Origin of the sequence: Methanosarcina vacuolata Z-761 (assembly GCF_000969905.1) — an archaeon.
GTDB classification, from domain to species: domain Archaea; phylum Halobacteriota; class Methanosarcinia; order Methanosarcinales; family Methanosarcinaceae; genus Methanosarcina; species Methanosarcina vacuolata.
Genome location: NZ_CP009520.1, coordinates 3,403,392 through 3,425,023 on the forward strand (window position 1 = coordinate 3,403,392; position 21,632 = coordinate 3,425,023).

Annotated in this window: 19 protein-coding genes; 11 read left to right on the plus strand and 8 right to left on the minus strand. The window is 39.9% G+C overall.

Features of this window, described 5'->3' with window-relative positions:
- Positions 1-80 precede the first annotated feature (80 nt).
- Complete coding sequence (locus tag MSVAZ_RS13995) at positions 81-539, minus strand: Hsp20/alpha crystallin family protein (RefSeq protein WP_048121935.1); 459 nt, start codon at positions 537-539, stop codon at positions 81-83.
- Between the two features lie 556 nt (positions 540-1,095).
- On the opposite strand from MSVAZ_RS13995, the gene MSVAZ_RS19690 reads away from it, so the two are divergent.
- Positions 1,096-1,281 carry an ATP-binding protein gene (locus MSVAZ_RS19690; protein ID WP_269746778.1) on the plus strand — a complete coding sequence of 62 codons (186 nt, stop codon included), beginning with the start codon at positions 1,096-1,098 and terminating at the stop codon, positions 1,279-1,281.
- A gap of 295 nt (positions 1,282-1,576) precedes the next feature.
- Here MSVAZ_RS19690 and MSVAZ_RS14000 read toward each other — a convergent pair whose 3' ends face one another.
- Positions 1,577-4,438, minus strand: a complete 2,862-nt coding sequence (locus tag MSVAZ_RS14000; RefSeq protein ID WP_048121937.1) for a M1 family metallopeptidase — start codon at positions 4,436-4,438, stop codon at positions 1,577-1,579.
- Positions 4,439-4,584: 146 nt separating this feature from the next.
- Here MSVAZ_RS14000 and MSVAZ_RS14005 point away from each other — a divergent pair, with 146 nt between their 5' ends.
- The gene (locus MSVAZ_RS14005) at positions 4,585-4,989 is read left to right on the plus strand and encodes a hypothetical protein (RefSeq protein WP_232316107.1); all 405 of its coding nucleotides are present in this window, start codon (positions 4,585-4,587) and stop codon (positions 4,987-4,989) included.
- 177 nt (positions 4,990-5,166) lie between these two features.
- Here the strand turns inward: MSVAZ_RS14005 and MSVAZ_RS14010 are convergent, their stop codons facing one another.
- Complete coding sequence (locus tag MSVAZ_RS14010; RefSeq protein WP_048121939.1) at positions 5,167-5,694, minus strand: protease inhibitor I42 family protein; 528 nt, start codon at positions 5,692-5,694, stop codon at positions 5,167-5,169.
- A 235-nt stretch (positions 5,695-5,929) separates the two neighbouring features.
- Here MSVAZ_RS14010 and MSVAZ_RS14015 point away from each other — a divergent pair, with 235 nt between their 5' ends.
- From MSVAZ_RS14015 to MSVAZ_RS14045, 7 genes are all read left to right on the plus strand, one after another.
- The gene (locus MSVAZ_RS14015; protein ID WP_048121941.1) at positions 5,930-6,220 is read left to right on the plus strand and encodes a hypothetical protein; all 291 of its coding nucleotides are present in this window, start codon (positions 5,930-5,932) and stop codon (positions 6,218-6,220) included.
- Between the two features lie 393 nt (positions 6,221-6,613).
- Positions 6,614-6,853, plus strand: coding sequence for a hypothetical protein (locus MSVAZ_RS14020; RefSeq protein WP_048121943.1), 240 nt, complete (start codon positions 6,614-6,616; stop codon positions 6,851-6,853).
- A gap of 436 nt (positions 6,854-7,289) precedes the next feature.
- On the plus strand, positions 7,290-7,580 hold the full coding sequence (locus tag MSVAZ_RS14025; protein ID WP_048121945.1) for a hypothetical protein: 291 nt from the start codon (positions 7,290-7,292) through the stop codon (positions 7,578-7,580).
- A 551-nt stretch (positions 7,581-8,131) separates the two neighbouring features.
- Positions 8,132-8,941, plus strand: a complete 810-nt coding sequence (locus MSVAZ_RS14030) for a helix-turn-helix transcriptional regulator (protein WP_048121948.1) — start codon at positions 8,132-8,134, stop codon at positions 8,939-8,941.
- 362 nt (positions 8,942-9,303) lie between these two features.
- Positions 9,304-9,594, plus strand: coding sequence for a hypothetical protein (locus MSVAZ_RS14035; RefSeq protein WP_048121950.1), 291 nt, complete (start codon positions 9,304-9,306; stop codon positions 9,592-9,594).
- 367 nt (positions 9,595-9,961) lie between these two features.
- Positions 9,962-10,444 (plus strand): formaldehyde-activating enzyme, encoded by a 483-nt coding sequence (gene fae, locus MSVAZ_RS14040; protein WP_048124102.1) that lies wholly within the window; start codon positions 9,962-9,964, stop codon positions 10,442-10,444.
- A 1,245-nt stretch (positions 10,445-11,689) separates the two neighbouring features.
- Positions 11,690-12,097 (plus strand): DUF1699 family protein, encoded by a 408-nt coding sequence (locus MSVAZ_RS14045; RefSeq protein WP_048121952.1) that lies wholly within the window; start codon positions 11,690-11,692, stop codon positions 12,095-12,097.
- Between the two features lie 443 nt (positions 12,098-12,540).
- Here MSVAZ_RS14045 and ahbC read toward each other — a convergent pair whose 3' ends face one another.
- The 4 genes from ahbC to cobA form a co-directional block, all read right to left on the minus strand.
- Positions 12,541-13,740 (minus strand): 12,18-didecarboxysiroheme deacetylase, encoded by a 1,200-nt coding sequence (gene ahbC, locus MSVAZ_RS14050; protein ID WP_048121954.1) that lies wholly within the window; start codon positions 13,738-13,740, stop codon positions 12,541-12,543.
- A 1,083-nt stretch (positions 13,741-14,823) separates the two neighbouring features.
- Positions 14,824-14,964 carry a hypothetical protein gene (locus tag MSVAZ_RS20510; protein ID WP_156151104.1) on the minus strand — a complete coding sequence of 47 codons (141 nt, stop codon included), beginning with the start codon at positions 14,962-14,964 and terminating at the stop codon, positions 14,824-14,826.
- Between the two features lie 626 nt (positions 14,965-15,590).
- On the minus strand, positions 15,591-16,382 hold the full coding sequence (locus tag MSVAZ_RS14060) for a uroporphyrinogen-III synthase (RefSeq protein ID WP_048121958.1): 792 nt from the start codon (positions 16,380-16,382) through the stop codon (positions 15,591-15,593).
- A gap of 40 nt (positions 16,383-16,422) precedes the next feature.
- Positions 16,423-17,190 carry a uroporphyrinogen-III C-methyltransferase gene (gene cobA, locus MSVAZ_RS14065; RefSeq protein WP_048121960.1) on the minus strand — a complete coding sequence of 256 codons (768 nt, stop codon included), beginning with the start codon at positions 17,188-17,190 and terminating at the stop codon, positions 16,423-16,425.
- Positions 17,191-17,720: 530 nt separating this feature from the next.
- On the opposite strand from cobA, the gene MSVAZ_RS14070 reads away from it, so the two are divergent.
- Together MSVAZ_RS14070 and MSVAZ_RS14075 are read left to right on the plus strand one after the other, a co-directional pair.
- The gene (locus MSVAZ_RS14070) at positions 17,721-19,604 is read left to right on the plus strand and encodes an alpha-amylase family glycosyl hydrolase (protein WP_232316108.1); all 1,884 of its coding nucleotides are present in this window, start codon (positions 17,721-17,723) and stop codon (positions 19,602-19,604) included.
- 151 nt (positions 19,605-19,755) lie between these two features.
- On the plus strand, positions 19,756-20,673 hold the full coding sequence (locus tag MSVAZ_RS14075; RefSeq protein ID WP_048121964.1) for a ribonuclease Z: 918 nt from the start codon (positions 19,756-19,758) through the stop codon (positions 20,671-20,673).
- Between the two features lie 221 nt (positions 20,674-20,894).
- Here MSVAZ_RS14075 and MSVAZ_RS14080 read toward each other — a convergent pair whose 3' ends face one another.
- On the minus strand, positions 20,895-21,155 hold the full coding sequence (locus tag MSVAZ_RS14080) for a hypothetical protein (RefSeq protein ID WP_048121966.1): 261 nt from the start codon (positions 21,153-21,155) through the stop codon (positions 20,895-20,897).
- Between the last annotated feature and the right edge of the window lie 477 nt (positions 21,156-21,632).

Here is a 21,632-nt window from a genome sequence, read left to right on the forward strand (position 1 = left end):
GGAATCAAGTTGAAATCCAGTTTATTCGGATTGTGGTATCGTGGTATGTGGTATTGAGTATTCTTATCCTGAGTGCCGGTTTATTCAATCTCGATTCTCTTTCCAGCTACGGGTTTTGTTTTCGGTAGAGTGATAGTTAAGACTCCGTTTTTGAGCTGTGCAGTTGCTCCTTCTTCAGTTACGCCGTTGGGGAGAGGAATCTCACGGTAATAGCGCATGAAAGACCGTTCTTTTTTGAGGTAACCTTCTTTTTCAGCTTCTTCTTCGTTTCCTTTCCCTGCACTGATTACCAGAACGTTATCCTTTAGATTGAGTTCAACATCTTCTCTGTCAACCCCGGGCAGGTCGGTTGTCACAACTACTTTCTCATCTTCTTCCATAACATCAGTTAGCGGAGAGAAAGCTTCGTTTCCGAACCGGCTTTCCAGTGCAGGAAAAGTCCTGAACATATGTTCCATATAGTTCTGCATTCTTCTGATGTCATCAAATGGATCCCAGCTATACATGTCACGGTCTGTTCTTTTCATTGGAAATTTCATATCAGATTCCTCTTTAGTCAATTCCAGGTTTCTTTGATTACAAGCTTTCCAGAGTCCAGACGCCCCAGATTTCAGGATTGCTTTTCGTTCATTTTTCCTAATTTTACTTGTTTTTATAGTGTTTTGATCTGTAAATTTAGTCCAGAACAGTTATTATCCAACTCTCCAGAGAACAGCCTGGATGTTACGGGAAAGAAATAACGGCGGAGGTCCGTTTTGATCTCACCCGTTTTTTTACAGGCACGATAATGAGAGTTCAAGACTCCCACGTTTTTTAGGAGGTTGGGACAAGTCCATTTTTTGAAAGCGGTACAGGTTCGCCTTCGGTCTGTTCGCAGATATCTATTGAGTAACTGATGGGTAACACTTACAGTTCTGGTTAAATTGCTCTGTAAGGGTGGTGTTGTACCCAAGTTACTACCCTATAGATAGTATGATTGGTATTTATAGTTTTCGCATAATACAGATTTAATATTTAGATGACGAAGCTTAGAACCCCTGAGTCTTTATGGGTTATCTCCCATTTGATGAAGAAGGAGCACACTTTTTGTTTTAGTTGATTTCCAGACGTTATGAAAAGAGTTCGACTATCTTTACGTCGGATAAGTCATATGGAGAATGGGGAGAGATATTAAAGGAACATGTAATAGTGACTGCGGTACTTGATAGAATACTCCACCATTGTCTGACAACTAATATCAGAGGGAAAAATGCATGTACTGATAGTAAAAAACGAACATGATATTCTTTGAATAACATACACAAAGAAATGAAAGTACTTGAAAACACTTTCATGCCAGATAGGACAATAACAAGAGATCCTGATAGTATTTAATGGAAGATATGAGGGCTAAACTGAATACAGAATGTAGTATTTGCAGCTTCCAGAACAAAACTTGACAATAGAGTATAGCTTGAGAAATTTAAAAACGTTATCAGCAAATATGCAAGGAGAGAGTTGATGGCTGTATCCTACGATTTGAATCGTAGGGATTAGCCTTTATTACTCCCTAAATAAGCTGATTCTCCAAAAAATTTTATTTATTTTCCGGCTTCAGTCCCGGAATTTCTCCGTGCGCCATACTGTATGCTGTAACAGCATTCGGAGCTCCAAGCAGGAGTTTTCTGATCCTGTTATAAACACTCGGGTATTTCTGGGCGTTAAGTTCTCCGAGAAGGTCTGCCAGGATCTTTACCAGCGGAACATGATACTTTGATTCCATCTGGTCTATGTTTGCAAAGGCATTGAGCATATTAACCGTGCTGTACTCGTTCACAGGGGCGAGCTTTCTCAGGATTTCTGCAAAGAGGGCCCTGCCTTCCTCGGTCTGGAGGGATTTTTTCCGGTTGCGGGCAAAGCTTCCATAAAGGGCGCGCTGGTCATTTGTCTGCTCGATCCTGAAAGCTTCTGACCTTTCCATTTCCCTGACAAGTTCCACTGCATCAACGCTGCTGTTACTTCCTATTACAGAAAGGAAAGCTTCCCAGGCAACGAGGTTTTTCTTTGACTCCGCTTCAAAGGCTCTCAGGACTTCAACTTTGTCGGGCGCCGAACTATTCAGGTATGCAGCAAAAGCGCTCAACCGGTCAGTTGCACAGGTTGCAGTCTCAAACTGTTGTTTTATCATTGCATGAATCTCAGAAGTATCAAGGGTTGCAAGGATGCCAAGACATACATTTTTAGCTTGCCGGTTTTTGATTACCCTTGCCGTCTCCTCAAGAGTTGAATCTCTGGGGACCGATGATTCTTCAAAGAAGCGGTAGGCGGAAATTACAGAGTTTACATATTTCCGGGCAACAGCTTTCAGGAGTTTCTGTCTAACTTCATAAAGCTCCTGGTACCTGTGGGCAAACTCTTCATCCTCAACAGACTCAAAAATAGTCAGGAACTGACCTCCCGCCTTTTCAAGAAGCTGCCGGTCATTCAGAAGCCTGTAGTAAAGCTCGATAAAGTCTTCAGAGGGCTTTGATTCAGGATTTTTGAGGAGCTTTAGTTTTTCCCTGTCAACAAGAGTATAGAAAGCCGTAAACCTGCCTATGGTATCTCTGTCTTTCCTTACCTGCATCATGAGCTCTTCGTGGCTTGCTTTGTATACAAGTTTCCCATAGAATGAATAGCCCCTATTAAGTGATAGGAAGGCTGGCATATCCACATTTTCAATCACAATCTCAGCGGTTTCCCCGCTTATCCTTTCCAGGATCTCGGCAAGTTCATTTCCATTTTCGTCAACAAGAGCTGCCCTGAAAGGGAATTCCCAGGGTTTTCCACCATCCGGGACTTTTTGTTTGAGGAAAAATGTGAATTTTCTGGAAGCTCCGTCATATTCGGCTGAAACCTCGACTACAGGGAATTTAGTCTGTCTCAGCCAGGTTTCAGCCATCTCTTTTAATGGCTGCCCGCTTTCTTCTTCCATGGCTTCAATCCAGTCCTGGGTGGCTGCGTTGGAATGTTTGAACTTTTTGAAGTACCTGTCCAGGCCCCTGACAAAAGTATCCTTCCCTATAAGGGCCTCGACCATGCGCACGTATTCCGGGGCTTTCACATAGGTAACTGAGGTAATCAGGTCATTTGGATCATTGAAGCCGTCAGGAATGATCGGCATGGAAGCTGCACCCGCATCCAGGGCAAAGGTCCCCGACGCCGGCGCAAGCAGCTCAAGCACTCTGCCGAGCCTGTTGTAGTCCTCGCCAAAGAGAAAGGCATGATGCTGTTCTTCCACATGCACGGTCACTGCTTCGTTCAGCCAGATCTCAAATGGGCTTCTTCCGGTGACCTCGGACCCGTTCTGGTTATGGTGATATTCGTGCGCCTTTACCCGGGTCATATATTCAAAAGCCGGGTCCGTTATCTGCGGGAAAGGCATTATGCGGTTTGTGGTAATCGTGGTGTTCCCAACATTTTCCATGCCTCCGAAGTCCGAGTTCTGCATGCCGATTTCCCGGTAGACGGTGCCTGTATACCTGTATCCTGGACTGATGGTCCTGTTAAGCTCGGCAAGCCTTTCCCTGATTTTAGTAAGGTCTTCTTCCAGCGTGGATTCGGGTTTTGCCTCACGTTTTATTTTCTCCCGCATGCGGACAAGGTCCCAGAGCTCCATCCTGACAGGCAGCTTCTCCTCATCGAACTGCTCAGGCCCTGTGAAAAGGTAAACCCACATAACCGCATCATGCAGGATATCCAGTGCCTTTTCGGCTGCAGCCGCATCTGAAGCAGGGGGCACAAGCAGTTCAAGCATGAAAGTGCCTCCGTCAGGGTACTCAAACTCCCTTTTAAAGGTCGCATAAGTCCCAACCCCCAGGAAAAAGAGATAAGTCGCCATTGGAGTTACCGAGTTATCATATACGATTTTGTCCCGCCCGGGCTTTATGGTATGCCTCTCAACCACGACATCCCCGTTCGTAATGATGTTCGTGTACCGCGAATCCGCAATTATGGCAGTTTTGTAAGTGCATTTTGCGGCCATGTCGTCAATGCACGGCACAATTCTCTGGAACCCCCACTGCTGGCACTGTGTGATCTGCTGAGGTGGAGCTCCTGCCGGCGTTTCGTCATAGTAAAGCCCTTCAAGGATATTTTTAGTCGGCCTGCAAACCGTATCCGTAACAACCGCAACCTCGGTATGCGGTGGAATCTCTTCCATGAAGTTAATCTCAAGAATCGCGTCATCCTTCCGGTATCTGTAAGAAACCTCGTACTGTATGCAGCTTACAGCCCTGATCTCAAGGTCCCTGCAGTTTAATTCCAGCTTCTCAATAGGGGCATCCTTTGTCCTTACCCTGAGTAAGGATTTCACATTCGTCTTGTCATCATAAACATCAAACGCCAAATTCATATGCAAAACGTCAACAGTAAGTTCCCCGAAATCTTCAGGATAATATTTGTAAAGCCTATTCTTCATAAAAGAGTCACCGAATAAAAGTTATAAGAGTAATATTGTGGGATAGAAAAGGAAGGGATGTGATTTAAAGGTGTAGTTTTAATAACTTTTCAACAATCAAAGTGTATAAAAATTCTAAATACATATGATGCAGTATGAGTTTTAGCTTGATTTTAAACAAAGAGTATACAAAAGAAGAAATTGAATCTATATTTGATACTCGTTTTGGTTATGGAATAAAAGGAATAAACTTGAGAAAATTCACAGATGGTAGGCCATATATTATTTTGTTCTCAAAACAATTTGGTCCTTACACAGATGAATTTAGTGAGAATAGCTTTTCCTATAATGGGGAAGGAGTAAACAAGAATCAAAAATTAACAGCTGCAAATAAAGCTCTAACTGATTCGCAAACAGATGGAAGAGAAATATATGGATTTAGACAAAATCATGAAAAAGGAGTATGGAAGTATCTTGGATTGCTCAAAGTGATCGATTGGAAGTATACTCCTAAAAACGGATTTAATACTTATGTTTTCAAATTAAAACCAGTTAATTTCCCAAACAATTAGTGCTATTTAACTATTCGTTATCAATTTTTGATATCCTTCTTTCATTATTTATCTTGAAACGTCAAATTTTATTACAGTTCACAAGCTCATTTTTATTACAGTTTCCAGCTTACTGTGATTTTCTTATCACCTAAAGAATGAAAAAAGAAAATGTAACCTGAAAAGTAAAAACTCTTCTCACTCAACCTCAACATTTAATGTAAATTTCTCCTCCGTGCCGGTTATATTCTCCCAGGACCTCCTATATATGCCATTTACCTCCTGGCTGCCCGGAGCTGTAGCTTCAATTACCCATAGATGAATTCCGGGGACACCTGTAAGGTTTTCAGGGTTTAGACCTTCGATATATTCGTCGTCTAGAATACTGAGCCCACTGCTCAGGTTAAGTTTCCATAAATAGCCTGCTGATGGGTCTTCTCTAAGAATAACAGTAAAATTCTCTCCTTTTTTGAGGCTTATGGTTTTTCCGCTGTCAGCTTCGGTTACTACCTGACCTTTCTCTACTATTTCGTTAGCTTCAGTTGTGTTGTTAGTCACGTTTGCGGGTATTTCAGGATTCACAGGCTGGAGCTGGTCGTTATTTCCCTGAGTTTCATTCTCCTGAGCTTCATCTCCCATGTTTCCTGTCTTTCCCGCACAGCCGGCTGCAAAGACGATAGCAGCGACGACGAAGAGCATTGCTATGGCTTTTAAAACTTTCTTCATAACCCTCCTCCCGAAAATTCTCTTCTTTTATTTCAAAGTGAAAGTTCGTTTTACTTCTTTATTGATGCTATTGACACTAATCTATTTCGTCGCTAAATTCTGGTCTCATACCTGTTTATGTAAAAATCAGATTTCGAAGAAGCTGGAGGCGATAATGACTTTCTGATATGCAGCAAAGCTCCTGTGAACTATCTTATTATAAAATGAAGCACAATTTCTATCTGGTGACAGGAAAATGACTCTCACTGTGGGTATAAAAGGTGATTTCACACCTCAGGAGGTAAGTGAGGTCATCCGTGCAGCTCTGGAACAGAATGAGCGTGTGGCTAAATACAAGATAAAAAAGTATTCGGATATTTGTGAGAATCTTGAAAAAAAATATGAAATGGACTCAGATACTTTTATGGAAAAATTCGATTCCGGAGAACTCGGAGACGACGATGACTTCTTCGACTGGTATGCAGCAAAAAGGGGACTTGATATCTGGAGTAAAAAGCTAAAAATTATCTCAACGATTAACATATAACCTAAAAACTGTCACCTATAAATCAGTATCAAGCTCAGAAATATCCGATCTCCTTCGCAAGTTATATATACTATCCCCAATAAATGGGAATATTGTATAAAAGTCTCTAATTTGGAGCGTGTTTTTTCAGATAATGTTGCACCAGAGGATCAATGTAGAACTGAACCTTCAGATGCATCCATTGAAGTTTTCAGCTTTTTCGTCTCATTTTAAGAACTCTATAAGAGCTAATCTATATGCTTTTGCGGAGAACCCTCTTTGATTTTTGAGCTAGTTGAAAACTGCCGACAATAAGGTCTGATTGACTAAAACACAAAAACAAGTTAAGACAAAACAAAAACGAGCTAAATAAAGAGCACACTTAGTACCTTTATTTGCGAGGCTTGAAATAAAATGTCAGAAGAATCAGATGATCCAGACAGTAGTGATAGTAGCAGTCGTCAAAAAATGTTCACAGTAACCGGAGTGGTTCTGTGTGCTATACAGCTTACGTTCTTCGTAGGCATGATTTTAAAATTTATCGAGACGGATTTCCTCGGTGGTTTTACATTCATGCTGCTTGCTTACTCTTCAGCATTCGTTTACAGGAATCTGGAGAATTCCGGGAAAATTCCCAGCCTAGCCGAGAACTGATGACTGTGTGGCTTTGATCTGAAAACCACATTCTATAGTAACTATCTGTTCTGAATTTTTCCTTTTTCCTTTTTCCTTTTTCTTTTTCTTTTTCCTATTTTTTGTCCTTTGTCTTTTACCTTTCACCTATTGAAATTATTTAATGCTTTATTGTTTTCCATTTCAGACCCTTCACTTTAAATTGATCATGATTTTTAAATGTAGATAATATAAAGTTTTTAGTTATATTTTCTGCTCAAAAGAGGTAAAAGGTTATTAATTGTGAAAACGTAGGGTACAAATAAGCCTCAGGCACGAAAAAAGGAATTAATTGAATTTTTCAGGCCAGAAGAAATGGCTTGACTAATAAACTTGACTAATAAGCTTGACTGATAAAATAGAAAAAGAAATATAGGATTATTTTTTAGTACCAGCAATAACTTTCAATGGGATAAACATGGAGTTGACTTTGCAGATTGATACCGATTACTCGCTTCAGGAAGCAAGCGAGATTATTCGCTCGGCTCTGGAACATGAGAAACATCTTGCAAAATACAAAATAGATCGCTACGCTATGATCTGCGATGAATTCGAAGATCGTTACGACCTGATCTCTACCGAATTCATACAAAAATTCGAAGCCGGAGAACTTATCGCTGAGGATAAATATCTTGAGTGGTATGCTGCAAAGCGAGGGCTTGATCACTGGAAGAAAAAGCTGGCTCTCCTTAAAGGCATCAGAATGTAACTGCTCTAAAAGCTTATCAACAAACTTCTCAAAAGCAAGAATATTCAAAAGCTTCTAGAAAATTAATCGACAATTTCAATTTTGTATCCTTTTCAAATTCAATGGAGAATATTCCAACCTGAGAAATGCACAACAACTTTATCATATAGTTGGGAAGTGGACTGCATTGCTTGACATTGTTTTTCAGATTTGATTAAATTATTAAATTTTCAGCAAAGACATGAAATTTACTTTTACCCATACAATTTGAGAAGGATATACAATTTTTAAAAAATGAATTGATAACTTTTAAAAAGTTAATCTACAACTCTTTGAGAACTATTCTTTGAGAAACTATTCTTTTGAGAAACTGTTTGAGTTCTTTCCCAATTATTACTTGGTTTTTAAATTTAAAATGTTTTCACATCAGTCTGAGGTTGATCTAACCCCTTAATTTTGATATAAGGCATTTTTGTATCTGGCACTCATTTTTAAGTGTATAAAATAAATGGAAATGTATTTATAACTGTCGTACTATATTTTCATGTTAAGCTTTTTTAATGGTGATCTGGATGGGCTCAAAAATCGGGTTAATGGAACTGGTCTTTCGGTCGGAGAGACGCAGAACCCTCCTGATTTACCTCAAAGATGGGCCCAGATCCATAGATGAAATTCAGGAACACCTGTCGGTAGATTCTGTCTCTATCCTCCCCCAGCTTAAAAGACTTAAGGACAGAGAACTAATTATACAGAAGGGTCACACTTATGAGCTTTCCATTATGGGAAAAGCAATTGTAGATAAGATGTTGCCTCTTCTGGGTACTCTGGAAGTGTTCGAAGATAATTTTGATTACTGGTCACGACGGAGTTTCGATGGAATCCCCTTTTTTTTACGAAGTAGAATCCTGGAGTTAAAAAGCTGCAAAATTATCCGTCCGGATCTGAGCCATATGTTTGAACTGGACCCCAAGTTTGTGGAAAATCTCCTTCTTTCAAGGCAGGTTATCAGCTTCAGTTCCTATTTTCATCCCTCACTTGTTTCTCTCTACCTGGAAATCGCAAAGAAAGAAACTCAAACTTCTTTAATTCTGACCGAGCCTGTGTTAAAGAGGTTTAAAGCTGATTACAGCGAAAGTTTCCAAACTCTGGCTCAGTTTGAACATGTCAGTTTGTCTCTTTTTCCGAAAAACTCTAAACTCGCAGGAGTTACAGTTACAGATAGGTTCTTCCTGCTCACCATTCTTCCTCAAGTAAAGTTTTTTGAGCATGAAAGCCTGTTCAGCTCCGAGCCTCAAGCTCTCAAATGGGGTACCGATCTATTTTCATACTTACAAAAGGAAGCCGTTCCGGTTTCAGTCAAAACGAATGCAATAATTCTTTAGATTTTACTTCATCTCGAGTTAAATGTAGATGAGTTAAATGTAGATAATAGTGAGTAGGGTCGCGTCAATTTTCAAGGATTCACTGATTCCAAATAATTGTAATTGATTTTATACGACATTTTGTGGTTGACTCGACGGTAGAGCATATAACAGTTCGATCTTTGTATAAAAGTTATAAAAGCTCAAAATATAAAAAGCTCAATATAGATAAAATTTGAAGTATATAAAATGCTAAATATTTAGGTTTTCAGGTTGTTCGAAAAGCTTAAAATACAGAGGTTTTCAGGTATCAAGCGTGTCTAACCATTTACCTTCAATAACTGTTTAATGGAATAAGAGGCTAATATTAGTGGGGGATAACTATGAGTTTCACGCTTAATATCGAAACTAATTTCTCGCCTCAGGAAGTGACTGAGGCTATTCGCTCGGCTCTTGAACATGAAAAGCACGTTGCCAGGTATAAGATCAAAAGTTATTCTGCAATCTGCAGGGATTTCGAAACAAAATTCGGGTTCAGTTCTGCTGAACTCCAGGCAAAGCCCGAAACTCCAAATAAAAATAAAGACAGCAGTTTTTTCGACTGGTATGCAGCAAAAAGAGGGCTGGACCACTGGAACAAAAGACTTGAAATCCTTTCAGGTATTTCTTTTTGAACCGAGACTTTAAGTTTCCAGTCATTACATTGAAGCTGTATCGGCATAGTTTTGCCTTTTGAAGCTTTATTTGAACATTTCTGTTTTTCTGTATAATTTACTTATTCCCTTTTGCGCCTGGATTTCAAACTCCTGTTTTCGTTTCCCTATTTAATCCAGAATTGGCAAATTATTTATGTATGTGTATAAGTATTAACAGGGTTAATCATTCTCCCTAAGGAGTAATCATGCTTAATAACTAATTCGCCATCATATCCCATTGATGATATGAAAATTGATTCTCTTCTCTCTGGCGATTTTGGGTATTAAGTCTTTGGTTGTAAAATATGCTGAGGTGTTAAATCTGGTCAAAAATATCCTAAAAAGTATGGTAGGAGAAGCTCTCATAGGCTCCGGTCCGGAAGTTGCACACATAGACCTGGTTATCGGGCCTAGAGGAGGCCCAGTTGAAGCAGCGTTTATGAATTCGCTTGCAATGCCCAAACAGGGTCATACCCCACTTCTTGCAGTCCTGGAACCAAATCTCCAGCCCAAACCTGTAACCTTGCTCGTAAATAAGGTAACGATAAAAAACGTATCGCAAGCTGCTCTTATGTTCGGACCGGCTCAGGCTGCAGTCGCAAAGGCAGTTATGGATTCTGTAGCTGATGGAGTGCTTCCTGAAGAACAGGCGGATGACACTTTTATTATCGTTTCCGTATTTATTGAATGGGATGCGAAAGATAAGGACAAAGTTTACGAATTTAATTATGAAGCAACAAAGCTTGCAATAGCAAGAGCTATGGAAGGCAGTCCTACTGTCGAAGAAGCGCTTGCTAAAAAAGATTCAGCAAAACACCCGTTTGCCTGAATTATAATTTAGTGCAATTTAAACTTCAAAAGCAATTTGTTTCAGGTTGAAACTTGACTTCTTAAACTGCAGACAGTGGGATCTCAGATTTTTTATTTACTCTAAGAGAGACTCTGCCTGCAGTCTTTTCTAAATAATCCTGGCATATTTAGGATAGAGATGCCTGCATATATCTCTCCATCCCTTTGTATTATTTTCCTGTGCAGTACAGAACCATTTTCCTGTGCATTACAGAACCAGAACTCAGTATAGACTGCAATATTTGTGGATTGCAGTATCTCTGAAAGCTGGTCCTTCCAGAGTAAATAGTGCCTGACATATACAGCACGTTATACTACAGCACGTTATACTACCCCACTTCAACGACAGGCTCTAATGCTATATCTCTAGCCTCAATTCCCAATATATGTCTCTCAGAAGCTAAAGAAGCCTGTAAGGAATAGAAACCCAATCTGATTTGAAAACAGAATCAGAAAACCATATTATTAGCTCAGGATTCTAAAGTGATAACACATTCAACTGACCAAATGCCGAATCTACTAATTATTTTTTAGTTAAAAGAAGCCCGAAACTAAAAGTTTATTGTAAAGTTTGTGTTAATAGTTAATCGGAAAATATATACGCAGTAGGCTGATACCTTGCTTTTTCCGGTAGTAGGTAACCTCAGTCCTTATTATTCCCTTTGGTGACAATTGTATTTCTCAAAGAATATCTTTCTCCCAAAATTATTTCCTGTTTTTTGTTTTTAATTTCTGGATTTTATCTCTCTTCCTCTTAAGTACAAAGCTGCCAGATGATCTGACATCAAGATTATATGACAGCAGGCTGGCTTTTTCGTTCAGGGTTTTGCAGTACTATATGGTTATACGCACAATGTTGTATTGCCATAATATTTCTCAAATTTTATGAGTATAGTATCTCTGTGTTTGGAGTCTTTCAGGAGTACATTTAAGAGTGCTTAAAGGAGCGCGTCCAGGGACACGTTCAGAGACAGTTTCTTGTTTTTTTCTATTAGTTCCTTGCTGAGAAAGTTCTCGCTAGAACTAAAATTTCTGAGTTATGATTATTTTTGCAGGTCTTATTCTTTCCAGGCTTTTACCGGCCTTTATGAGGACCGAAACGGATATTGGAGACTTAATGACTGCGTAAAAAATAAAAGCGCGGGCAGATAAATATTTATAATAAGTATAAGTAGTTTATATTGAGGTAAAAAAATAAGAACTTTATAGTGGGGGAATTACATACATGAAGATTAGAGTAGTTAGTTCCAGAGAGGAAATATTCACTCTCAATCCTAATGAGCGTGTTGTTCATCTGGCCTTCAGACCTTCGAACAAAGACATTTTTGCACTCGTTGAAACCTGTCCGAAAATTGAGGTAATTCAGTTGCCCAAATCTTATAGGCGCACGGTTTCGAAATCTATAGAAATGTTCCTTGAGATGCAGAGGATCCAGCTTATCGAAGGTGATGTCTGGGGTCACAGGAAGGATATTAACGAATACTACAGTATTCCTTCTTCAGTCATTGACAAAATAAGGGAGCTAAAATCGGAGGGAACACCTGCTGAAAGAATCGAAGAAAAGGTCGCAAGGGAAAGCAAACTAAATCCTGAGATGGTTGCATATATCCTGACCAAGGAAGCTTCTGCCTGAATAAGTATCAGCCCAGAAATTTTCACTAGATTCTTGAGTGCAGATAAAGCCATATGAATAGTCTCAAATCTTTGAGAATATCCTTTATCATCCAGATTCCAGCTTAAACCTTCAATTTTTAAGGAGCCTTAATAGGTTCCCTGATCCTGGACAGTAGCGTGAGCTTTCCGGGGCAGGGAGACTCCATCTGTTTTTTTAATTATTGTGCAATTGTTGTGCATTTTTGATGATCCGTTTGTATTTGATTTGAATTATATATATGGAGATCATATGTTTATATATGGGATAAAACGCCATCCACAAATAAATAATCGTAAAGTTATAACTCGAAAGAAAAAAGCCAGTGATAAAAGGCTTACAGAAGAAAATTTAAAAAATCGTTGTTTGGAAAGTTAAGAAATAATAGAAATTGGATAAACCGGAATAAAATAAAGCCTGAAATTTCAGGCTTCGTAGTATCCAATTTCTTCTTTTGTAAGATAACATGCAGGGTCATCTGCCCATACATTTCCATATACAGCTTCGGCACGTACCCTGAAATTCCCATTGCAAACATCGAGCCATTTGCACCTGGCACAACGGTCTCCGTGAACTTTTATAAGGGGTTTTCGGTTTTTAAGCCCTGCCATGATTTCATCGCTCAGGTCAGTCCAGATTTCACTGAATGGGCGTTCCCGCACATTTCCAAAGGAATAGTGCCTCCAGAACTGGTCGGCATGTACCGCCCCGTCCCAGGATACGCAGCCTATACCTATCCCTGAAGAATTTCCCTGGTTCATGGAAAGAAGTTCAAATACCTTGGCAGCCCTTTCAGGATTTTCTTTGAGGAGCTTCATGTACAGGTAGGGGCCGTCACAATGGTTATCCACTGTCAGGACTTCGGCAGGAAAACCTTTTTCGTGAAGTTTTCTTGTCCTCTCGAGTATCAGGTCTACAGCCTGCCTGGATTCCTCAAGGGAAAGGTCTTCATTTACCATTTTTGAGCCCCGGCCTGCATAAACCAGATGATAGAAACATATTCTTGGAATTTTTTCTTTTTCAAGCAGGTCAAAGATTGCAGGAATATCCCTTACATTTTGCTTGTTGATGGTAAAACGCAGGCCAACCTTTATGCCTTCTTCCTGGCAATTGTGAAGCCCTCTTAGAGCTGCATCGAACGCCCCTTTCATGCCCCTGAATTTGTCATTCGTTTCTCTGATCCCATCAAGAGAAACTCCTACGTAAGAGAGACCGACATCCTTTAGCTTTTTTGCCAGATCCCGGTCTATGAGCGTCCCGTTTGTAGAAATTACAGCCCTCATCCCTTTTTCACGCGCGTAGGCTGCAAGTTCAGGCAGGTCTTTTCTCATGGTTGGTTCCCCTCCGGAAAAAAGTATTACCGGGCTTCCGAAACTCGCAAGGTCATCGATAAGAGCTTTGCCTTCTTCAGTTGAAAGCTCATTTTCAAATTCTATGTCCTTTGCCTGGGCATAACAATGGACACATTTCAGGTTGCAGCGGCGGGTCATGTTCCAGACTACAACTGGCTTTTTATCCTTTGAAAACTGCAGCAAGTGAGAGGGAAGCTTTTTTGATTCCCTTCCATAGCGGAGGGCATCTGAGGGTTCCACGGTTCCACAGTAAAGTTTTGAAATGCCTATCATGTCGATCCGTCAAAATTGAGATTGTTTTACAGAAATAAGTAAACAATTTGAGATTGTTGTCTACTTTAACTTAGCCTTCTGATTGTTTTGTATTTGTAGAGACAGGGTGAGTATATGACATTCACGATTATAAAACTAAGGTCCGAATGTCCGGACTTGAGGATATGACCAGAAAAGCCGAATATCCGGAAGTCAACCGAGAAAAATATTCTCAATTACATATTTTCGATTTGTAAAATTATCTATTTGCCAATGACATAAAACCTCTTCGAATTTGATATATATTTGATATATCTGACTGTTTCTTCGACCCTATAAGTATCATACCCTGCTTTCCATCTATTTCAAAGTGGTAAATCCATCCGGGAGGCCTGCATTGTCAGGTTATCAGGAGTTGTTACCATCCTGCTGTCGCCAAAATATTCAATCCGCTTTCCTTTTCGCCGGTTAATTTGATCGGTCATGGTTTCATCTCATGAACGGTATACTGTTGTTGAAAAGGCATAATTAAAAACGTCGGTATCGTGGTCGATCATCGCAAAGACTTGAGTTTTCTTTCGGGATAGAAGGGCCGGAAGTCCCGACGAATGGAGTTTCTCATCTCGCAATAATATCCATGATTTTGATTGCTATCGCTTCAACCAGCCGGCTTGCGAATGACAGCGCAGTTTGACAAGATCTTCGTTACGGAATGACAGTGCAGTTTGACAAGGTTTTCGTTACGAGATGCCATCGCAGATAACGATTGATGCAGGAATGGCTTTGAAAATCTCTTTTTTCCAGGTATTAGCAACGATTCTGGAAAAGCAGAGTTTTTTTCCTCAGAGTAGTCAAAGGCGTGTGTGTTCCGCAGGAAGGTTTGAAAAAAGAGCATATTTTGAAAGAGGGTATATAAAAGAAAGTCGAGGTTTAAAAAAGAGGTCGGACTTACGCAGTTGAACTAAAAAATCAACAGCATCAGACCGGTAACTGTTTAAAACATGAATTACATGAATTTAATCCACATTCTTTGACGTAATTGATTTTGTTCTTCAAGTGCGTAAGTCCTGAGATAAAGAGCTCAAAAACACTTATTTTGAAGTGTTAAAAACCACCCTGTCCCGGGACAGTTTTACGTTTCAGGCATCTGAAATCAGTTTCTTTTGGAGAAACATATTCCATTATCCTCATGCAAAATCCATAGGATCTGCTGTACATTTCGCATTCTCCACATCTTACTGGCATCTGTTCCGTTAGCTTTTCCTCCCGTATATTACATTTTAATTATATTTTGTTCTTAAAGTGAATAATTTTTTAAAGTTATATACTTTACCCATAATTTTAGATTTGTTTTAATTCATCTATGACTATTTTTCATCCCTTTCATAACGGATTTCAGAATTACTTAAAGGAAAGATGCGGGGTCGATTGCAACTTAAAGTACACGGATTGAGAACATTATTATGAAGGAATTCCTTTAGACTGTTTTTTAATTTAGACTGTCTCTTAAATATAATATTAAATATAATATTTAATATGAGAAGTAAAGAATTCACATTCGGTGTGCTTAATGATGACAAACGTGGAGATATACCCGTCACCTGACCTGCAAAAAAGGGACTACTGGATTATGAGAAGCAAATTTGACATGTATTAAAGGTTTATTTGAACCATTCCAGAAATTCGTACATTGGTACGACAAAAGACCTCGGGGGCTTTTAAGTATTGTTATTTCGAACCGGTTTTATGAGAAAAGCATGGTTTTATGAGAAGAGCCCGGTTTTATGAACTCATTCCCATATAACGTTGTTCTCAAAACGATTTGAGTCATACTTTTAGAGCAGTTCTTCAGTTACTTTTAAGCTGACTTTTCATAGCTCTTTTTTCATAGCCTTTATCAGGGCTTCGAAGGTAAACTCTTCAGGGATCACGTCCGCATTGACACCATATTTTTTCAGGGTATTTCCTGTAGGCGTTCCTATAGCTCCTACCACGGCCCTGCTGAGAGATTCTTTTATGGTTTCCTCTGCTCCCAGCTCTTTAGCATGCTTCATAAAGCCTTTAACCATCATCGAACTTGTAAAAGCAAAAGCATCCACTTCCCCTGCGAGCGTGCGCTCTATCAACTCTCTCTGGATCGCTCCTTCAGGAATACTGAGAGTGTATACGTGGGTCTCATAAACCGTAGCTCCGCACTTTTCAAGCCCTTCTATTAAGACTTTAGCCCCAAAAGAGCTCCTGGCAAGGTCCACCGTCTTTCCTGCGACCTCGGGACAGAGAGCTTCTACAATTCCTTTGGAACTGTAATCTCCCGGCAAAAAAGAGTTGTCAATTCCTATTTTTATGAGTTCTTTTTCCGTATTAGGCCCGATGGCAATTACCTTGATTTTTTTAAGCGCTGTAATGAAATCTTTCTTTTCAGTTTCAGAAAGCTTGTCTAGAGTAAAACTTATTCCGTTTGCACTGGTAAAGACTACATAATCCGAAGATCCCTCAAGGACTCTTTGGATAAAGGGCTCAAACCCTTCATCTTTTATGCCTTCAAGCTGGATCATGGAGGCATATAAGGGCTCAAAACCGTAATCTTGCGCAAGCGCCTCTGATTTTTCCCTGTAGCTTTCCGGCCTCATAATTGCGAGAACAGGTCTTTTTTCTTCTGCCATATTCCTCTCTCCTGTTATATCCCGTTATTTCCGCGCCGGGTTAAAAGTCAGCTCCTGTCCGCTGTTCCCCGAGAATATCGTGCAGGCGTACAACATCCCCTACAACCGTAATAGCTGGAGCCTTTACTTTCCTTTCTTCTGCTAGGCTGGCGATGTTTGCAAGGGTCCCTATAGTTACTCTCTGGTCGGCCCTGGTTCCTCTCTCAATGACTGCAACAGGAGTATCCGGGGCTTTGCCGTGCTTCATGAGTTCTTCTGCATTCCGGCCGAGCATCTTCACACCCATAAGGATTACAATTGTTCCGCCGAATTTTGCCAGGGTTTCCCAGTCAAGTCCGCTTTCTTCTTTTGTAGGATCTTCATGCCCTGTGATGAAAGTAACCATAGAGGTGCTTTCCCTGTGAGTTACAGGAATTCCGGCATAAGCAGGCACTGCTATCGCAGAAGTAATCCCAGGCACAACTTCAAACTCAATTCCTTCGGCTACAAGCACTTCGGCTTCTTCTCCGCCTCTTCCGAAGACATAGGGATCTCCTCCTTTAAGCCTGACTACCATCTTTCCTTCTTTTGCTTTCTGCACAAGCACTTCATTAATCTCAGCCTGGGTCATGGTATGGTTGCCGGCGTATTTCCCAACATCAATTTTTTCCGCACTTGTCGGCATTGAGTCAAGAATAGCTTTTCCAGGAAGCTGGTCAAAAACAATTACTTCAGCACTGTCAATTAGCCGGCGGGCTTTCAGGGTAAGGAGCTCAGGGTCGCCTGGACCAGAACCCACAAGATAGACTTTTCCGTAATTTTCTGACATGTGACGACGGTTCCTTTATGTTTTTTGGATAGAAATGTGTAATCTGGAGAAGGTTAACGAGTTTTTAGAATATATAATATCCTGAAAATCAAGCCAGAAATAATGCACTTGAATCGCACTTGTTTGTATTGTTGTACCTGTTTATCTTTGTGTTTGAAACTTAATATATCCAGAATCCCTGTATCCTTACTAACAACCTGAAAATTTTCAGCCATTTTGTTGTCATTTGCTGGAATCTGCAGTTTGGGGACATTATCAGAAGCATTTTTCCGAAATATTGTTTCACAAGTTATATGGAGTCTTATTCTTAATTGTATATTTATATATTTATTATGTGACCTTTATTATATGACTTTAATCATTTTTTTTATATATTATGTTCTAATGTATATGAAGTCGGTATATGAACTTTGTATATGAACTCGGTATATGAACTTTGTATATGAACTTTGTATATGAACTTTGTATATGAACTCAAATGTACACTTTAATTCTAAAATATAAGCCATAGTTTCTAAAATAATCAAGGAGTGGAAAACTTGCCAAATGAACCTGAACTTCTGCCGCTCCATAAGCTTGGGGCACGGAAAGATGAACAAACTTTTGGGAAAATAAATTTTGGGCTTTTTTTACCAGGTATTTCGGAAGAGGGAGAATATGAACTCTTTGTGAGAGTTATTCATGAAAAGGACCAGTTCCTTCAGGATATACCTCCAATGGACTTTGAAATGGAACATTCGATAGACCCAGATTACGGGGACTACTGGTCTGCAACGATAAATATTGAAGCTAAAGATAAGCTAAAGCCATTTTCTGCGTGGGGAACCCCTGGAAAATATGTCTATCGATATTGCCTTAAAACTCCAAAAAATCCAGAGCTTATTGACTGGATTATCGACCCCTTTGCCAGGGAATTCGGGGTTGGGAAATTATCTGCTTTCACTCTCGGGTACGAACACTATACGTGGGACAAAAATGAACTGGAATGGAAAACCCCTTTCATAAATGACATTGTCCTTTACGAACTCATGATCAACGAGTTTGGGGATGATATAAAAGGGACGATTGACCATCTGGATTACCTCGCAGACCTCGGAATTAATTGTATAGAACTGATGCCTCTTTCAAACGTTGAGAAAAGGATAGACTGGGGATTTGCACCGATTGGGTATTTCGGGGTGGACGAACGTTTCGGAAATCGAAAAGATATGCAAGAATTGATCGATAAGGCTCACCAGAAAGGCATCGCGGTCATAGTAGATTCGGTTTACGCACATACAAGCCATCTTTTTCCGTATTACTATGTTTACAACCAACTTGGATACCCTCAGAATGAAAATCCCTTCATGGGCCCTTTTGCTGAAAACGCTTTTGGAATAAGTACAGACTTTAATCAGAAATTTACCAGGGATTTCTTTTTAACAGTCAACAATCACTGGCTTGACCGTTATCATGTAGATGGTTTTAGATACGACTACGTTCCCGGTTACTGGCTGGAGAATGAGGAAAATGGCTACACCAAACTTGTAAGGGATACATACCAGCTTGTTAAGGCAAAAAAAGGCTCTTCTGATCACTGGCAGCGATTTTTTGAAGGAGAGTTTGTAAACCTAATCCAGTGCGCTGAGCAGCTTCAGAAACCTGTTGAAATCCTGAATAAAACCTATAGTAACTGTACCTGGCAAAACGAAACCCTGGATGCGGCCAGAGGAATATATGGAAATTGTGAAAAATTGACCAAGCTTGGTTCCCTCTTCGGACTCTCAGGCTATCCAGGAGAAATTCCGAACAATGGAGATAAGATTACAAAAACCGCTCTTCAGTATCTGGAAAATCACGATCATTCCCGGTTTATCTGTAATTTTGGAACAATAGCCAGTGATAATGAGCTTTTGAAGGAAGGCTATCGCGCCCTCTGGTATAAGGTACAGCCTTATCTGATAGGCATGTTTGCAGCAAAGGGCATTCCAATGTTATGGCAGGGGCAAGAGTTTGGGGAAAACTACTGGCTTCCTCAAGAAGGATGGGGAAGAGTGCTTTTGTACAGACCTGTGCGCTGGGAATATTTTTATACGTCTGAAGGTCGGTCCCTAGTTAATCTTGTCAGGAGACTGGTTAAGCTTCGCAGGAATAACCCTCAGTTTACCAGAGGAGAGCATTATTTCTACAATGATTATACCTTATATCAGTCCCGAAATGTCATGATGTTTTCCCGGACTTACAAAGGTGTTTTCAGCCTGGTTGCATTGAACTTCGGAGCCCAGGATCAGGTGGTTTATTTCAAGTTTCCATCTAATGGTAATTACCGGGAAGAACTTCATGGTCAGGATAATTTAAAAGGGGTTTCTGCAGGAAAGGACGTACAGCTTAGCATTCCCAGCAACTATGGAAAAATATGGACATTGGCAGTTTGAGACATATGCAGACATAAACATCTTTCTGAAGATGGATATTAAATATAAACAATTTTAATTCACGATGGGTTTCTCGGATACATTAGGTGGTAATTAATAAATACCTCTTGAGCACTAGTGAATTCAACATTTGAGTACTAGTGAGTTCAACATGCTTCGTATAATTTTTCTTGGTACTGGAGGTTCTCTTCCAACCCGCAACAGAAACCCATCGGCAGTAATGGTTAATAGGGAAGGAGAGCTTATCCTGTTCGACTGTGGAGAAGGAACCCAGCAGCAGATGATGAGGGCAAAGACAGGGATGATGAACCTGTCCTCTATTTTTGTCAGTCATTTCCATGCGGACCATTTTCTGGGAATTCCTGGCCTGATCCAGACTATGTCTTTTATGGGAAGGAAAGACCCCCTTCTGATTTATGGCCCTGAGGGAACAAGGGAATTTACTGAGCTTTTTAAAGCCCTTGGCTACTTCAACCTTAAGTACGAAGTCCAGGGCATCCAGTTGAAACCCGGAGATGTTGTTGAAAGAGAACAATATGTGATCCGGGCTTTAAAAACCGAACACAGCATCTCAAGCCTCGGATACGCCCTTATAGAAAAACCTCGCCCAGGGCGTTTCAACAGGGAAAAGGCGATAGAACTGGGGATTCCTCCAGGTCCTCTTTTCGCAAAATTGCAAAAAGGAAACAAGGTAGAAGTCAATGGAAAGACCGTAAAACCTGAGGATGTAATGGGGAATTTACGGCCGGGGCGAACTGTTGTATATAGTGGAGATACCAGGCCCTGCAAGCCCGTTCTCGAAGCCAGCCGGGATGCAGATGTGCTGATACATGACGGAAGTTTTGCGGACGATATGGCAGATTGGGCTGAAGAGTCAAAACATTCGACAGCAGGAGAAGTTGCAGCTCTTGCAAAGGAGGCAAAAGTCAGGAGTTTGGTCCTTACCCATATCAGCTCCCGGTATACTGATGATGTTGAACCTCTTCTGACCGATTCGAAGAAAGTGTTTGAAAATGTAATTATAGCCGAAGACCTGATGGAAATTGAAGTCCCGTACATGTCGAAATAAGGCTTAACTCTTATATTCAAAATGGCTCTTCGCTGTTTTGTATGGGTTGAAAATAATTGTTTAGTTAGAAAGCATTGAGATCAAAATTCAAAGTACCTTCCAAAAAGACTCTAAATGGCCTTTAGAGAAAGACTAAAAAATTTCCAAAGATATACACCCGGACGTTTTAGTGAAAAGAAGTTGTCGCAGATATAATCTGCCCACAACAGAATTAGAATAGTTTAGACGAGAGTCCAATCCAGTTTTTTATTTTCGGCATCGTAAAGTGTCACCTGCATGGTTTTGTCTTCGACTTCATAGACAGGCCTGATACCTAAATAAAGAGTGTCTCCATGATTAATATTGAGTTCACCATTCACTCTTCCGAAGTATACTCTACCTTTTGTACCATTTTCTTCTACTGTTATACCTTTCCACACAAGGTTTTGAATTACATTTACAACTTTACACTCAAACCGGTCGACTTCACGTATCTCATTCATGGGGATCCCTTTTAATTATTATTTAAGATATGGTGACTCAGTACCAAAATCCAGTGATAAACGTGAAATTGAAAATCACTAGACTTTATAATTGGTTATAATCCATTAAATACGTCCTCTCGATGGAAGTCTTTCGATATCAAATATTGAGTTTGATTGAAGAACGAATTCTTCCTGCAAGTTCATGATTTCAATCGAAAAATACAAAAATCACTAGATTTTGGACCAGAGTCGATATGGTTAAGAGTTTATAAAACTCGTTCCGTTAGAAAATAACGATTTTTATACATAAAATTATTCCTGTTCTTCATAAAGAAGAAAAATATGTAAAAGTGTTATACTGAAGCAGGTAAAAGCATTACATTAAAGCAAGTAAAAGTATCATACCGAAAGCAGGTAAAACACTGGTACTCTAAAAAGCTAGATATTAAAAACAATTATTTTTTAAAATTATTTTTTAAAATTAGTTTTTAAAGT